Origin of the sequence: Afifella sp. IM 167, assembly GCF_020144925.1 — a bacterium.
In the GTDB taxonomy this organism is placed as follows: domain Bacteria; phylum Pseudomonadota; class Alphaproteobacteria; order Rhizobiales; family Afifellaceae; genus Afifella.
In genome coordinates this window covers 12,231-26,051 of the sequence record NZ_NSLC01000002.1, presented here as the reverse complement: position 1 = coordinate 26,051, position 13,821 = coordinate 12,231, and the positions used below count along the sequence as shown (strand labels likewise).

13 protein-coding genes and 1 tRNA gene are annotated in these 13,821 nt (G+C 66.3%); 5 read left to right on the top strand and 9 right to left on the bottom strand.

Annotation, left to right across the window (positions count from 1 at the left end; genetic code table 11):
- The first annotated feature begins 52 nt into the window (after positions 1-52).
- The gene (locus CLD20_RS02765) at positions 53-733 is read left to right on the top strand and encodes a DUF805 domain-containing protein (RefSeq protein WP_224405076.1); all 681 of its coding nucleotides are present in this window, start codon (positions 53-55) and stop codon (positions 731-733) included.
- 6 nt (positions 734-739) lie between these two features.
- Here the strand turns inward: CLD20_RS02765 and CLD20_RS02760 are convergent, their stop codons facing one another.
- The 5 genes from CLD20_RS02760 to CLD20_RS02740 form a co-directional block, all read right to left on the bottom strand.
- Complete coding sequence (locus tag CLD20_RS02760; protein ID WP_224405075.1) at positions 740-1,885, bottom strand: CaiB/BaiF CoA-transferase family protein; 1,146 nt, start codon at positions 1,883-1,885, stop codon at positions 740-742.
- Positions 1,886-2,152: 267 nt separating this feature from the next.
- Positions 2,153-3,469 carry a TRAP transporter large permease gene (locus CLD20_RS02755; RefSeq protein WP_224405074.1) on the bottom strand — a complete coding sequence of 439 codons (1,317 nt, stop codon included), beginning with the start codon at positions 3,467-3,469 and terminating at the stop codon, positions 2,153-2,155.
- Complete coding sequence (locus tag CLD20_RS02750; RefSeq protein ID WP_224405073.1) at positions 3,462-3,947, bottom strand: TRAP transporter small permease; 486 nt, start codon at positions 3,945-3,947, stop codon at positions 3,462-3,464. The genes CLD20_RS02755 and CLD20_RS02750 overlap by 8 nt, the downstream gene beginning before the upstream one ends.
- 72 nt (positions 3,948-4,019) lie before the next feature.
- Positions 4,020-5,018 (bottom strand): DctP family TRAP transporter solute-binding subunit, encoded by a 999-nt coding sequence (locus tag CLD20_RS02745; protein WP_224405072.1) that lies wholly within the window; start codon positions 5,016-5,018, stop codon positions 4,020-4,022.
- A 229-nt stretch (positions 5,019-5,247) separates the two neighbouring features.
- Positions 5,248-5,324 (bottom strand) — tRNA-Ile (locus tag CLD20_RS02740).
- Positions 5,325-5,693: 369 nt separating this feature from the next.
- On the opposite strand from CLD20_RS02740, the gene CLD20_RS02735 reads away from it, so the two are divergent.
- On the top strand, positions 5,694-6,425 hold the full coding sequence (locus CLD20_RS02735) for an SIMPL domain-containing protein (protein WP_224405071.1): 732 nt from the start codon (positions 5,694-5,696) through the stop codon (positions 6,423-6,425).
- A 78-nt stretch (positions 6,426-6,503) separates the two neighbouring features.
- Here CLD20_RS02735 and rpoD read toward each other — a convergent pair whose 3' ends face one another.
- The 3 genes from rpoD to CLD20_RS02720 form a co-directional block, all read right to left on the bottom strand.
- On the bottom strand, positions 6,504-8,507 hold the full coding sequence (gene rpoD, locus CLD20_RS02730; RefSeq protein WP_224405070.1) for an RNA polymerase sigma factor RpoD: 2,004 nt from the start codon (positions 8,505-8,507) through the stop codon (positions 6,504-6,506).
- Positions 8,508-8,671: 164 nt separating this feature from the next.
- Positions 8,672-10,630, bottom strand: coding sequence for a DNA primase (dnaG, locus tag CLD20_RS02725; protein ID WP_224405069.1), 1,959 nt, complete (start codon positions 10,628-10,630; stop codon positions 8,672-8,674).
- Between the two features lie 118 nt (positions 10,631-10,748).
- The gene (locus CLD20_RS02720) at positions 10,749-11,105 is read right to left on the bottom strand and encodes a helix-turn-helix domain-containing protein (protein WP_224405068.1); all 357 of its coding nucleotides are present in this window, start codon (positions 11,103-11,105) and stop codon (positions 10,749-10,751) included.
- A gap of 97 nt (positions 11,106-11,202) precedes the next feature.
- On the opposite strand from CLD20_RS02720, the gene CLD20_RS02715 reads away from it, so the two are divergent.
- From CLD20_RS02715 to CLD20_RS02705, 3 genes are all read left to right on the top strand, one after another.
- On the top strand, positions 11,203-11,529 hold the full coding sequence (locus tag CLD20_RS02715; RefSeq protein WP_224405067.1) for a nuclear transport factor 2 family protein: 327 nt from the start codon (positions 11,203-11,205) through the stop codon (positions 11,527-11,529).
- Entirely contained in the window at positions 11,526-12,308 is a 783-nt protein-coding gene (locus tag CLD20_RS02710) for an SDR family oxidoreductase (protein ID WP_224405066.1), read from the top strand. Before CLD20_RS02715 ends, CLD20_RS02710 begins: the two co-directional genes overlap by 4 nt.
- A gap of 113 nt (positions 12,309-12,421) precedes the next feature.
- Entirely contained in the window at positions 12,422-13,006 is a 585-nt protein-coding gene (locus CLD20_RS02705) for an NAD(P)H-dependent oxidoreductase (RefSeq protein ID WP_224405065.1), read from the top strand.
- Positions 13,007-13,016: 10 nt separating this feature from the next.
- Here the strand turns inward: CLD20_RS02705 and CLD20_RS02700 are convergent, their stop codons facing one another.
- Positions 13,017-13,751 (bottom strand): DUF4396 domain-containing protein, encoded by a 735-nt coding sequence (locus CLD20_RS02700; protein WP_224405064.1) that lies wholly within the window; start codon positions 13,749-13,751, stop codon positions 13,017-13,019.
- Between the last annotated feature and the right edge of the window lie 70 nt (positions 13,752-13,821).

The following is a 13,821-nucleotide window of genomic DNA, read 5'->3' as shown; positions in this document are numbered from 1 at the left end:
GCGCCGGAGCACGGAATCATCGTGAACTCGGCAGGATCTGTCGGGGGCGAAGATGGCTGAAGAAGACTGGTATTACGCCGAGGGCGAAACGCCGCGCGGACCGTTCACGCGCGATGAATTCGCCTCGCTCGCCAAAGGCGGGAAGATCGTCAGCGCGACGCTCGTCTGGCGCACCGGCATGGACGACTGGCGCATCGCCGCGGAGGTGGTTCCGCATCTTCTCTCGGCACCGGCCGCTCCCCCAGAGCTGCGCCTTGCGAGCGGCGTGCCGCGCACCGGCCGGCCGCCTGCCGTGTCCGCGCAAGACGAGGCGGCCCTCCTGCAGACGGGCCGATACGCGCGGGGCGATTTCGAGGCGGATACGGCAGAGCGCGGCGTCGCCTCCTTCGGCGAAGCCGTCGCCACCTGCTTTCGCAAATATGTCACCTTTTCGGGGCGCGCCAACCGGCCGGAGCTCTGGTACTTCGTGCTCTTCAACCTGATCGTCTCGCTGGCGCTCGGGTTCGCGACCGGCTTCGACCAGGACCGGAGCGACGTCGCGAACGGCGTGTGGACCCTTCTCACCTTCCTGCCGTCGCTGGCGGTTTCGGTGCGGCGCCTGCACGATATCGGCCGGAGCGGATGGTGGTACCTGATCATCTTCGTGCCGCTGATCGGCGCGATCGTCCTCATCTTCTGGTTCGCGAAAAGAGGCGAGCAGGGGCCGAACCGCTTCGGCCCCGCCCAGATCTGAGGCGGCCTATTCGTCCAGTTCGCGCAGGATCTCCGCGGTGTGCTCGCCGAGCTTCGGCGAGCGCCGGCCGGAGGTGGCCGGCTCGCCATCGAACAGGATCGGCGTCCTCAGACCCGGGACGCCGCCCGCCATGGTGGCGATGCCGCGTGCGGCGACCTGCGGGTCCGCGAAGACCTCCGGCAGGGTGTTGATCGGACCGGCGGGGATGGCGTCGGCCTCCAGCCGCTTCAGGAGCGCGTTCTTTTCCCAGCCGGCGATTTCGCCCGCCACGAGCCCGACCAGCGCCTCGCGGCTAGCAACGCGCAGGGCATTGCCGGCAAAGCGCGGGTCGTCGGCCCATTCCTCATGGCCGAGAATGCGCGCGAGGGCGCGGAACTGGCGGTCATTGCCGACGGCGAGAATGAGATGGCCGTCCTTCGCGGCGAAGACCTGGTAGGGCACGATGTTGGGATGGGCATTGCCCCACCTTGCCGGCGCGGCGCCGGAAACGAGATAGTTCATCGCCTGGTTCGCCATGACGCCGACCATGGAATCAAGCAGCGCCATGTCGATATGGGCACCCTTGCCCGTGCGCGCCCGCTCGGCCAGAGCCGCCTGGATGGCGATGACGGCATAAAGGCCGGTAAAAATGTCGGCGAAGGCGACACCCATCTTCATCGGCTCGCCGGCCGCCTCGCCCGTCAGCGACATGATGCCGGACATGCCCTGGATCATGAGGTCGTAGCCGGCGCGCGCGGCATAAGGCCCCGTCTGGCCGAAGCCGGTGACGGAGCAGACGATGAGATGCGGGAAATCGCGGCGGAGCGTTTCCGCGTCGAGGCCGTATTTCTTCAGGCCGCCGAGCTTGAAGTTCTCGATGAGGACGTCCGACCTTGCGCACAGGCGGCGGACGATCCCCTGCCCTTCCTCGCTGGCGATATCGACGCCGATCGAGCGCTTGCCGCGGTTGCAGGCGTGGAAATAGGCCGCGCCCATCTCCTCGCCCTCCGGGCCCGTGACGAAGGGCGGGCCCCAGCTTCGCGTGTCGTCGCCCTTGGTGGGCTCCTCGACCTTGACGACGTCGGCGCCGAGATCGGCCATCACCTGACCGGCCCAGGGGCCGGCAAGAATACGCGCCAGCTCCACGACGCGAATGCCCTGAAGCGGCTGCATCCTCACCTCACCCGGCACGGCAGCGCGGCATGCCCGCGCGCGCTCGCCACGAAAGTGATTCGCTTGCGGGAATCGGCCCGCACATAGACGGGCTCGCCCGCGCCCGCCGCTCGTTGGTTCTGCACTGTCTTTTCCATTGGTTCGGCCGCGTCGGCGGCCGTTGAAAATGCAACGGGATGGCCATGCCATCCCGCGCGCCGCCCGAAGCGGTGGCCTCTCTTTCGTCCCGGAGGCGGCTCGCGTCAACTCGCCCGGCGCATGGCTGGCCTACTTCAGCGCATCGACCAGAAAGCGCGACATCTCGGGAAAGGCGGCGATGACGGCCAGGCCGACGAGGCTCGTCGCGAGGAAAGGCACGGCACCGCGCGCGATCTTTTCCAGCGGCATGCCGGTCATGTTGGCGGCGACGTAGAGGTTGATCCCGACCGGCGGCGTGAAGAGGCCGATGGCAAGGTTCACCATGACGAGGACGCCGAACCAGATCGGGTCCCAGCCGAGCTCGTGCATCACCGGCAGGAAGATCGGCAACGTGATGAACATGATGGTGATCGCGTCCATGAACATGCCGGCGATCAGCAGGATCAGCATGATGACGAGGAGGATCACCCATTCGTTGTCGCTCAGGCCGAGAAGGATGGAGGAGTATTTTCCGATGAGGTCGTCGACCGTCACCACCCAGCCGAAAAGGCTGGCATAGGCGACGACGAGCATGACGACGGCCGAGGAGGCGCTCGCCGCCGTCAGCGCGTCGTAGAGACCCTTGACGGTCAGCGTCCGGTAGATGAGGCCGCCGACGAGGATGGCGTAGACGGAGGCGACGATCGCCGCCTCGGTCGGCGTGAAGGCGCCGGAATAGATGCCGCCGAGGATGACGAGCGGCGTCATCAGCCCCCAGAAGGAATCGAGGAAGGCCGTCCAAAGGCGCCGGCCGTAGGGAAGATCGGCATAGGCTTCCGGCATCAGACCCTTGAGCGTCGGCGAGCCTTCCTCCACGGCGCCGGCAAAGGGCAGCGCCAGCAGCATCAGGACGCCCATGAAGAGGCCCGGGATGATCGCCGCGGTGAAGAGGTCGGCAATCGAGGTCTCGGCGATGACGCCGTAGATGACGAGACCGATGGAGGGCGGGATGACGATGGAGAGCCCCGCCCCGGCGCAGACGAGGCCGGCGGCGAAGGCGGGCGGATAGCCGTCGGCCGCCATGCCGCGCACGATGAGCGGCCCGATGGCGGCGACCGAAGCCGGGCCGGAGCCGGAGACGGCACCCCAGAAGAGGCAGACGACGGTGCCGACGAGGCCCATGCCGCCCGGCAGCCCGCCGACGAGGATGCGGAAGAACGCGATCATCCGGGCGGCGATGCCGAGCGAACCCATCAGCGTGCCGGCGAGGATGAAGAACGGGATCGCCAGCAGCGAGAACTTGGCGATGCCGGAGGCGATGAGGTCGCCGGCCATGTCGAGGCCGAAGCCGATCTGCCACATGGCGTAGACCGCCGAGAGGCCGAGCGCGAAAGCGACGGGCACGCGCAGGAAGAGAAGCAGGAAGAACAGCACGACCATCTGCGTGCCGGCATCGACCTCAAACATCGGCGACGACCTCGGTGGCCGGCCCGCGCCACATCTCCACGGCATGCTGGATGTAGCGGATCATGACGAGGGCGAAGCCGAAAGGCAGGAGCGCCGAATAGTACCAGGCCGGGATCTGCAGCGCGTAGGAAAGGACGCCGTTCTCAAGCTGGTTGGTGAGGAGCTGCCAGGTGAAGAAGGCCGACATCGCCAGAAGGGAGACGGAAAGCAGGCTCGAGACGATCAGGATCAGCCGGCGGAGCGGCCGCGGCACCCAGTCGTAGAGCAGCGTGACGGCCAGATGCTCGCCCCGCCTTGCGGCGATCGCCGCGCCGAAGACGGTGAGCACCAGAAAGCCGTTGGTGAGAAGCTCCTCGGTCGCCGCCAGCGAGTAGCTCGTCAGATAGCGCACGACGACATTGGCGAAGCCGAGCGCCGTCATCGCCAGAAGGAGGCCGGCGCAGACGATCTTTTCGGTATCGCGCAAGAGGAACGACATGGCGGCCTTTCGACCTTTTTCGGACGCGGACAGGCGGAGGACGCCTGTCCGCTTCTTTGCGGGAACTGCCGGTCAGTTCGCCTCGGCGATGGTGTCCTGGAAGCTCTTCACGAGATCGTCGCCGACCTTGGCGGCCCAGGTGTCGAAGGCGGGCTTGGTCGCCTTGCGGAAGGCGTCGATCTCCTCGGCGGAAGGCTCGTAGACCTCCATGCCCTGCTCACGCAGGAAGGCGACGCCGTCGGCCGTGCCGTCGCGGGAGATCTTCTTCTGATACTCCATCGCCTCCTCGGCGGCCTTCTTCACCTTCGCCCGCGTCTCCTCGTCGAAGCTCTCCCAGAGCTTCTTGCTGACGCCGAGGAAGAGCGGATCGTAGGAATAATGCCAGGTCGTCAGGTACTTCTGCACCTCGTAGACGCGCTGCGGGATGATGACGGCGCCGATCGGGTTCTCCTGGCCGTCGACGACGCCCTGCTGCAGCGCCGGGAAGGTCTCCGACCACTGCATCTGCTGCGGGTTGGCGCCGAGGGCGTTCATGACGTCGATGTACATCGGGCCGGCGACGCGCATCTTGAGGCCCTGCATGTCCTCCGGCGTCCTGATCGGACGGACGTTGTTGGTCACCTCGCGGAAGCCGTTCTCGCCCCAGGCAAGGGCGACGATGCCGTGCTCGGCGAGAATCTCGTCGATCTTCCTGCCCGGCGCGCCGGAGGTCGTGGCGTCGACATCGTCATAGTCGGAATAGAGGTAGGGCAGCGAGAAGACGGCGAGCTCCGGCACCAGCGGCGTGGCGTTGATCGCCGAGGTCAGCACGAAGTCGATGGAGCCGCGGCCGGTCATCTCGATCTGCTTCATCTGGTCGCCGCCGGCGAGCTGCGCGTTCGGGAAGATGCGCAGCTCCACCTTGCCACCGGTCGCCTCCGAGACGAGCTCGTTGAAGCGCTCGGCGCCCTTCTGCCAGGTCGTGGTGTTGGAGGTGTTCTGCGACAGGCGGTAGGTCTCGGCGGAGGCCGGTGTCGCGGCAAAAACGGCCGCGGCGGCCAGAGCGGCCCAGCCCAGTGCGGAGATTTTCATTCTTTTTCTCCCTTCGCCCACGCCCCGCGGGCGAAATCGTTTCGGTAGGATGGCTTGACGGGATCGATCGATGCCCGTGCGAAGCGCACAATACAAATGCACATGGCGCGCGCAATGGCACCGGGGCCGCACGAGGCGTGCCTCCGCCACACGCGGCAAGCGGTTGTTCCGCCGAACAAAACGGGAGGTTGTGCGAAAGCGCCCGCGCCGCGGGCGCGAGAGCGTTCTTTGGTGGGTCCGGCAGGACTCGAACCTGCAACCAAGCGGTTATGAGCCGCCGGCTCTAACCAATTGAGCTACGGACCCGTCACCGGCGAGTTACGCCATTGCCTTCTGGCGGGCAAGCGGGCGGAGGGGCAAGCGCGCGCCCTCTCGCCGATAAAGCGTCACACACGCGGCAGGAGCTGTCCGCACCGCCCTTGCGGGTGATAGCCCACCCTCACCCGGCATTCCCTTCGCTACGCTCAGGACTTGCGGGCCTCTCCCTTCAAGGGCGAGGATTCGCGCCGAGCCGTGGGTTTGCATTGAAGCCTATCACGGTCCCGCAGCGCCGAGGCGCTCAGGCCGCCCAAGGACGTTCAGGCAGGGTACAGCCTTCCCTCACTACCCCTCCCCCAAACGGCCGCATTCGGCCGCCATCGCTCCGGCAGCATCGAACACAGAAGAGGAACCGCCATGCCCAAGAGCCTCGCCTCCGCCCTCGCCGTCTCGCTCGCGCTCCTTGCCGCGCCCGCCTTCTCTCAGGGGGCTTTTGCCCAGCAGCCGGACGAGGCGCGCCACACGATCAGCGTCTCCGCCTCGGGGGAGGCTTCCGGCGCGCCGGACATGGCCATCGTCACGCTCGGCGTCGTGGAGGAAGCGGAGAGCGCCGAGGACGCGCTTTCGGCGAATTCGGCGGCGATGGGCAAAATCACCGAGGCGCTGAAGGGCGAAGGGATCGCGGCGCGCGACCTGCAGACCTCGGGCTTTTCCATCCAGCCGGTCTATGCCGGCGGCTACCCGCAGAACAGCGACGTGGAGAGAAAGATCACCGGCTACCGGGTGGAAAACATGCTGCGCGTGCGCATCCGCGATCTCGCCTCGGCCGGCGCCACGCTCGACAAGGTGGTGAAGCTCGGCTCCAACCGCATCGAGGGGCTCTCCTTCACGATGGAAGATTCGAGCCCCCTGGAGAGCGAGGCACGCAAGAGCGCGGTCGAGGACGCCGCCGCCCGCGCCAGGGAACTCGCCGAAGCGGCCGGCCTGACGCTCGGCCCGGTCGTTTCCATCACCGAGCAGAGCTATGGCGCGCCGCGCCCGCAGATGATGATGGCGCGCGCGGAATCTTCCGGCGGCGCCGTGCCGATGGAAGCGGGCGAAGTGACGGTGAGCGTGCAGGTGAACATGGTGTGGGAGATCAAGGAATAGCGGGGCGCGCTTTTCCCCCGTGCAACGAAAAAGCCCGGCACGATGGCCGGGCTTTTTTGTCTCGTCCGCGTGCGGGGCTCAGCTATCCAGGAAGCTCCTCAGCTTCCTGGACCTCGACGGATGCTTCAGCTTCCTCAGCGCCTTCGCCTCGATCTGGCGGATGCGCTCGCGGGTGACCGAGAATTGCTGGCCGACCTCTTCGAGCGTGTGGTCGGTGTTCATGCCGATGCCGAAGCGCATGCGGAGAACACGCTCCTCGCGGGCGGTCAGCGAGGCGAGGACGCGGGTCGTGGTCTCGCGCAGGTTCGACTGGATCGCCGCGTCGATCGGCAGGATGGCGTTCTTGTCCTCGATGAAGTCGCCGAGATGGCTGTCCTCCTCGTCGCCGATCGGCGTTTCGAGGCTGATCGGCTCCTTGGCGATCTTCAGGACCTTTCGGACCTTCTCCAGCGGCATCTGGAGCTTCTCGGCGAGCTCCTCCGGCGTCGGCTCGCGTCCGATCTCGTGCAGCATCTGGCGCGAGGTGCGGACGATCTTGTTGATCGTCTCGATCATGTGCACCGGGATGCGGATGGTGCGCGCCTGGTCGGCGATCGAGCGGGTGATCGCCTGGCGGATCCACCAGGTGGCGTAGGTGGAGAACTTGTAGCCGCGGCGGTACTCGAACTTGTCCACCGCCTTCATCAGGCCGATGTTGCCTTCCTGAATCAGATCAAGGAATTGCAGGCCGCGGTTCGTGTACTTCTTGGCGATGGAGATGACGAGGCGGAGGTTGGCTTCCACCATCTCCTTCTTCGCCTGGCGGGCCTCGCGCTCGCCCTTCTGCACCTTGTGGACGATGTTGCGGAACTCGCCGATCTCAAGGCCCGTGCCGGCGGCCAACTCCTGAATCTCGGTGCGGATCGGATGGATGTGGTCCTTGCCGTTGGCGACGAAATCGCGCCAGCCGGGCGAGGTCAGGCGCGCCACGCGCCGCACCCAATGCTGGTCGTGCTCGTAGCCGCGGTAGTGGGAGAGGAACTCCATGCGGTCGACGCCGTAGCCCTCGGCAAGGCGCATCAGCTTGGTGTCGAGCGCCACGAGACGCTTGTTGATGTCGTAGAGCTGCTCCACCAGAGCGTCGATGCGTCCCTGGTTGAGGGAGAGCGACTTCACCTCGGCGATGATCTCGTCGCGCAGCTTCTTGTAGCGGCGCTCCTGCGGCGGGGTAAGCGCACGGCTCTGCATGTCGTTCTCGACAAGCGTGTCGTGCAGCTTGCGGAGGCGCTTGTAGTTGTCGGCGATGGTGTCGAAGGTGGCGAGGACCTGCGGCTTGATCTCCGCTTCCATGGCGGCAAGCGAGAGATTGTTCTCGTAGTCGTCCTCGTCCTCGTCGCTGTCGTCGCTGCCCTCGGCATTCTCCTCGGGCGCCGCCTCTTCCTTTTCCTCGACCTCGCCCTCGCCCTGCTGGGCGGAAGCCTCCGGCGCCTTAGCGTCGGGGCCGGCATAGGTCGCCTCAAGGTCGACGATGTCGCGCAGCAGCGTATCGCCGTTGTTGATCTCGTCGCGCCAGATAATGATCGCCTGGAAGGTGAGCGGGCTCTCGCAGAGCCCGGCGATCATCGCCTCGCGGCCGGCCTCGATGCGCTTGGCGATGGCAATCTCGCCCTCGCGGGAGAGAAGCTCGACCGCGCCCATCTCGCGCAGATACATGCGCACGGGATCGTCGGTGCGATCGGAAGGCTCGCGCTTGGTCGTCTTCTTGACGAGCGCCGTGGAGCCGGCCTCGACGAGATCGCGGCCCTCGCTCTCCTCCTCGTCGTCGGTGTTCTGCTCGGCCTCTTCGGCCTCCTCCGCCTCCACCACGTTGATGCCCATATCGGAGAGCATCGACATCGTGTCTTCGATCTGCTCGGAGGTGACCTCCTCGGAGGGAAGCACGGAATTGAGCTGGTCGACCGTCACGTAGCCGCGCTTCTTGGCCTCCTTGATCATCCGCTTTACGGCGGCGTCGGAGAGGTCGAGAAGAGGCCCATCGCTATGCTGGCCCTCGCGCGTCTCGTCCTTCGTGTCGGTCGTCTGAGTCTGGTTCGCTGTCGTCATTGATCCGTCGTCTCGGCCGCGCGACGCCCGTTTGCCCATGTCATCCGTGTCGCGGTCGTGTTCCAAACTAAGCCTTCACCGTAAAGCGCCACTTAACCATAGGACGCACGAGCGGCAATTTTAATCTGCCCAGCATATCCGTGCCGAGGTTCTGCGCGGCTCCATTATCGAGCCTTGAAGGGATGGAGGAGCACCGCCTCAGTTCGTTCTTCATCAAAAGCCCGATGGCGAAGCCGCAGATCTTCCTCTTGAATATCCTTCAGTCGGGTGAGGCCGCCTTCGACCGCTTCTTCGGCTAGATCGCGTGCGGCTGCCCGGCGAGCGTTAGATAGAGTTGTGGTTCTAAGGCGCAAGAGGGCAGCGTCATCCCAGATCGCCGCAGCGCGAGACGCATCGCCCCCGACAAGGAGATCGGAAAGCCCCGCGGAGGCCAATTTGCCCGTGACGGCGGAGACCGGCAAGGCCGGAGTCCGGGCTTTCAGCCGGGCGGCGAGCTCTTCGGCGGAAAGGTCGGGCTCCTGCGACAATTCCATCGAAAGCGCAGCCGCAAGATCGGCGAGCGCCGCATCGGCAAAGGCCATGTCTCCAAGTTTTTCCAGGCGCTCGCCCGCCAGATCCGGATGGGCGAGGAGCGCGCCGACGAGGATCGCGTCGGAAAGAGAGATCGCCGCGCCGGCCCGGCCCGCGCCGCGCACCAGCGAGGTGGAAAGGAGGCTCGGCGAGGCCTCGCCCCAATCCGGCCGGCCGGCAAAGCCGCCGGGCTTTGCCCTGCCGCGACCGGCACCGCGCTGATTGCCCCCGGAGAAGGGAGCGCCCTGCCCCGCGCCCGGCCGGCTCTGCTGGCGACGGCGCTCGAACAGCCGGTCGCGATAAAGCTCGTCGTAATGGCGCCGCACATCCGCGTCGCCGATCTGCGCGACGGCGCTCTTCAGCGCCTTTTCCGCGCCGGCTAGTCTTTCCGGCGTATCGAGGGGGCCGCGTGTCATCTCGCGGCGCCAGAGCATCTCAGCGAGAGGGCTCGCGGCATCTAAGACGGCCGACAACGCCTCGCGGCCCGAGGCGCGGATGAGGTCGTCGGGATCCTGGCCCTCCGGCAGGAGGGCGAAAGCGAGGCTCCGGCCGGGCTTCAGATGCGGCAGCGCCAGGTCGATGGCGCGTTCGGCCGCCTTCACGCCGGCGTTGTCGCCGTCGAAGCAGAGGGTGGGCTCGTCGGCCATCTGCCACAGAAGCTGGAGCTGGTCCTCCGTCAGGGCGGTGCCGAGCGGAGCGACGGCCGCCTCAAACCCCGCGGCGACGCAGGCGATGACGTCCATATAGCCTTCCACCACGACGAGCCGCCCTCCCCGCGCGGAAGAAGCGCGGGCGGCCTGGCCGTTGAAGAGGACGCGGCTCTTGGAAAAGAGCGGCGTCTCGGGGGAGTTGAGGTATTTCGGCTGTGCGTCGGCGGAGAGCGCGCGACCGCCGAAGGCGATCACTTTGCCCCGAAAGTCGAGGATCGGAAAAATCAGCCGATCGCGGAAGCGATCGTAGCTGACGGGAATGTCGTCGCCGGCGATGACGAGGCCGGCCTCGGCCATCTCCTCCGGCTTCACGCCGGCCTCGGCCAGCCAGCCCTTGAGGGCGTTGCGCGAAGCGGGCGCGTAGCCAAGGCGGAAGCGCGCCACCGTCTCGGCGGCAAGGCCGCGCTCGCGCAGATAGGCGCGCGCACGCGCCCCGTCCGGGCCGGCGAGCTGCTTTTCGAAATACGCGGCGGCCTTTTCCATGACCTCGGCGAGGCCGGTGCGGCGCGCCTCGCGTGCCTCCTCACGCGGATCGGGGTCGGGCAGCTGCAGCCCCGCCTCGCGGGCCAGCTCCGTCACCGCCTCGGGGAAACTCATCCCGTCGAGCTCGACGAGGAAAGTGAAATGGTCGCCGGAGACGCCGCAGCCGAAGCAATGATAGTGGCCGCGCCGGTTATCGGCGTGGAAGGAAGGCGTCTTTTCGCCGTGGAACGGGCAGCAGGCCCAGTAGTCGCCGCGCGAGGGCTGGGACTTGCGCTTGTCCCAGGTGACGCGCCTTCCGACCACGTCGGCGATCGGAATGCGCGCTCTGATGGCGTCGAGGAAGGATGGCGGGAAGCGCATGGGCCCTGCTTAACATGGGCGGGACATACCCCGCATCGGAAAACCGCACAGGCAGCAGGATGCCCGGGAAGGCTGTGCAGAAAGCCCGCCGCATCGCGCGGACCGGGCGTGCAAATTTCTAGTCCGTGCCTTGCGGCTCTTCGTGCCGCGCACTCTCCCGCTGGGCCGCCCAGGTCAGCAGAGCGTCCAGAGCCGGGCATAGCGCCTGGCCCCAATCCGTCAGGCCATATTCGACCTTGGGCGGAACCTGATGGTGCACGATGCGGCGCACGATCCCATCCGCCTCCAGCTGCCGAAGCTGCTGGATCAGCATTTTCTGGGAGATGCCCGGGATGGCGCGCTCAAGCTCGGAAAAGCGCAGAACGTGCCCGCCGAAGAGGTGAAACAGGATCACCAGCTTCCAGCGGCCCTCCAGAACCTTGAGCGCGTTCTCGACGCCTTCGGCCGCCGTCTGCCGCGTGTAGGAATGGGACATACCTTTTGGTGGGTACCTTACTTTTTCGTCGGTTCTTGTGCTTTTGGCAGGCTAGGCCGACTTTCCGCGGCAGACAAGTTCAGCCCGGAGATCGACCATGCCCCTGCCCTTGCCCGACCCCATCGCCGCATATTTCGCAGCCGACGCGGCGGATGGGGCGACCGTCGCCCGCTGCTTCACCGCCGACGCCCTCGTCATCGACGAGAAACAGACACATCGCGGCCGCGACGCGATCGCCCGCTGGAAGAAGGAAGCCTCGGCGAAATACAGTTATGTCAGCGAACCCGTGGCCATCGAAGAGGACGGCGAGACGATCATCGTCACGGCGCGTCTGACGGGCAATTTTCCGGGAAGCCCGGTCGATCTTCGCTACGCTTTCACGCTCGCGGGAGATCGGATCGCCCGCCTGGAGATCGCCCCGTGAGCTTCGATCTCGATCTCGGCGGACAGCGCGCGCTCGTGACGGGCGGCACGAAGGGCGTGGGTGCGGCCGTGGTCCAGGCCCTGCTGGAGGCAGGTGCGCGCGTTGCGGCAACCGCCCGGACGAGCCCGGACAAGGCGCCCGAGCCGGTCCATTACATCGCCGCCGATCTCACGACCGCGGAGGGTTGCGCGCACGTCGCCGAGGCGGTCCTGTCGCGTTTCGGCGGCATCGACATCCTCGTGAACGTGCTCGGGGGATCGAGCGCGCCGGCGGGAGGGTTCGCCGCCCTGAGCGACGCGGAATGGCAGAAGGAGATCGACCATAATCTGATGCCTGCGGTTCGGCTCGACCGCGCGCTCCTGCCTGCCATGATCGCGCAAGGCTCCGGCGTCGTCATTCACGTCACCTCGATCCAGCACCAGTTGCCCCTGCCGGAATCGACGACGGCCTACGCGGCGGCGAAGGCGGCGCTGTCGACCTACAGCAAGAGCCTGTCCAAGGAAGTCACGCCAAAGGGGATCAGGGTCGTGCGCGTGTCGCCCGGCTGGATCGAGACCGAGGCGGCCGTATCGCTTGCCGAACGGCTCGCCGCGGAAGAGGGCACCGATTACGAAGGCGGCAAGAGGATCATCATGGATTCGCTGGGCGGGATTCCGCTCGGCCGACCGGCGAAACCGCGCGAAGTGGCCGATCTCATCGCCTTCCTGGCATCGCCGCGGGCGGGCGCCATCACCGGCACGGAATACGTGATCGACGGGGGCACCGTCCCGACCGCCTGAAAGGCCCGCTGCGACGCGCGCCACCGCGCACAATCTTTGCGAAGTTTGCGGCAAATCAAGACCCGCGCTGAAGGCAGCTGGCACGCTCCCCGGGTTCGATGGGGAGGAAAAAAGTGCCACGAACGATCGCCGTCATTCAGGGTCACCCCGACCCGTCGGGTGGGCACCTTTGCCATGCGCTTGCGGATGCCTATGCCGAAGGCGCTTCAGATGCGGGCCACCGCATCCTGCGGGTCGACGTCGCCGGGATCGACCTCGACATGCTGGAGCGCCGAGAGGACCATCCGGGCCACAAGCTTCCGAGCGAACTGCGCTCGGCGGAAGAAGCGTTCCTGGAGGCCGACCATATCGTCTTCGTCTTTCCGCTCTGGCTCGGCCTGCCGCCGGCGCGCCTCAAGGCCTTCTTCGAGCAGCTGCTGCGGCCGGGCCTTTTCTACATCCACCGCAAGCGCGGCTTTCCCAAGCCCCTGCTGACGGGACGCTCGGCAAGGCTCGTCGTCACCATGCGCACGCCGATCCCGGCCTACCGCCTCTATTACCGCTCGCACGGGCTGAAGGCGGTGAAGCGGCATATCCTCGACCTCGTCGGCATCCGCCCCGTGCGCGAGAGCCTGTTCGGCGACGTGGAGAAGGCGAGCGCGGCGAAGGTGGAGATCTGGCTTGCCAAGCTGCGCCAGCTCGGCGTGGAGGGGAAATAGGCCCCCTCCCTCACATCTTCTCCTTGATGCCGGCGCGGATCAGCCACCAGTTCACCGGATATGCGGTGGCAAAGCCGCAGAGCATGGCGACCTGCATCATGAACCAGAACTCCACGCTCGCGACCTGGAGCTCGGCGCCGAGGAGGTGCTTGAAGATCCAGAAATGGGCGAGCGCCATGAAGCCGTACATGCCCACCTGCCAGGCCGTCAGCGAGAGGGTATCGGCCTTCAACGCCTGAACGAGGCCCTCAAGCGGCGAAAGCCCGCGCATCGGCTTGATGGTGAAATACTGGAAGGCGATGCCGAAGGCGAAAGCGAGGACGAAGTCGAGGATCCACACGGCAAACATCTTTTCGGCAAAGATCGTCTGCCAGCCGAACCAGATCGCGACCGCCGGAACGAAGAAGGCGAGCCATTCGGCGACGATGTCGCCCAGCGTGCAGCCGGAGCCGCAATGGGCGGCGCCCTTGGCGACCATCATCGGAAACGGCGTTTCGCGCCGGGAGGGCGGCTCCTCATTCCTCTCCATCGCCACATGCATCTTTTCGTGCGTGGCGAGCCTTCCGTAGGCGAAATAGGCCCATAGCGCGATCACCGAGGCGAACAGCGCCACCGCCGGCCAGACGACGTTCATGATCCACATATGCTGCGGATTCAGGAACTCATCGCCCGCGATGATCAGGGCGGAGAGGAAACCGAGGACGAGGAAGAATATCGAGAGATAATGCAGCCAGTGCGGTATCACGGATTTCCTGTCGGTTCGGGGTTTTCCTGTCCCTAACCAACAGGTCGTGGCGGAGCGAGTTCCACCGCCA

Coding starts and splice junctions, on each gene's coding strand:
- CLD20_RS02765 (WP_224405076.1), top strand. CDS start 53: ATGGCTGAAGAAGACTGGTATTACGCCGAGGGCGAAACGCCGCGCGGA.
- CLD20_RS02760 (WP_224405075.1), bottom strand. CDS start 1,885: ATGCAGCCGCTTCAGGGCATTCGCGTCGTGGAGCTGGCGCGTATTCTT.
- CLD20_RS02755 (WP_224405074.1), bottom strand. CDS start 3,469: ATGTTTGAGGTCGATGCCGGCACGCAGATGGTCGTGCTGTTCTTCCTG.
- CLD20_RS02750 (WP_224405073.1), bottom strand. CDS start 3,947: ATGTCGTTCCTCTTGCGCGATACCGAAAAGATCGTCTGCGCCGGCCTC.
- CLD20_RS02745 (WP_224405072.1), bottom strand. CDS start 5,018: ATGAAAATCTCCGCACTGGGCTGGGCCGCTCTGGCCGCCGCGGCCGTT.
- CLD20_RS02735 (WP_224405071.1), top strand. CDS start 5,694: ATGCCCAAGAGCCTCGCCTCCGCCCTCGCCGTCTCGCTCGCGCTCCTT.
- rpoD (WP_224405070.1), bottom strand. CDS start 8,507: ATGACGACAGCGAACCAGACTCAGACGACCGACACGAAGGACGAGACG.
- dnaG (WP_224405069.1), bottom strand. CDS start 10,630: ATGCGCTTCCCGCCATCCTTCCTCGACGCCATCAGAGCGCGCATTCCG.
- CLD20_RS02720 (WP_224405068.1), bottom strand. CDS start 11,105: ATGTCCCATTCCTACACGCGGCAGACGGCGGCCGAAGGCGTCGAGAAC.
- CLD20_RS02715 (WP_224405067.1), top strand. CDS start 11,203: ATGCCCCTGCCCTTGCCCGACCCCATCGCCGCATATTTCGCAGCCGAC.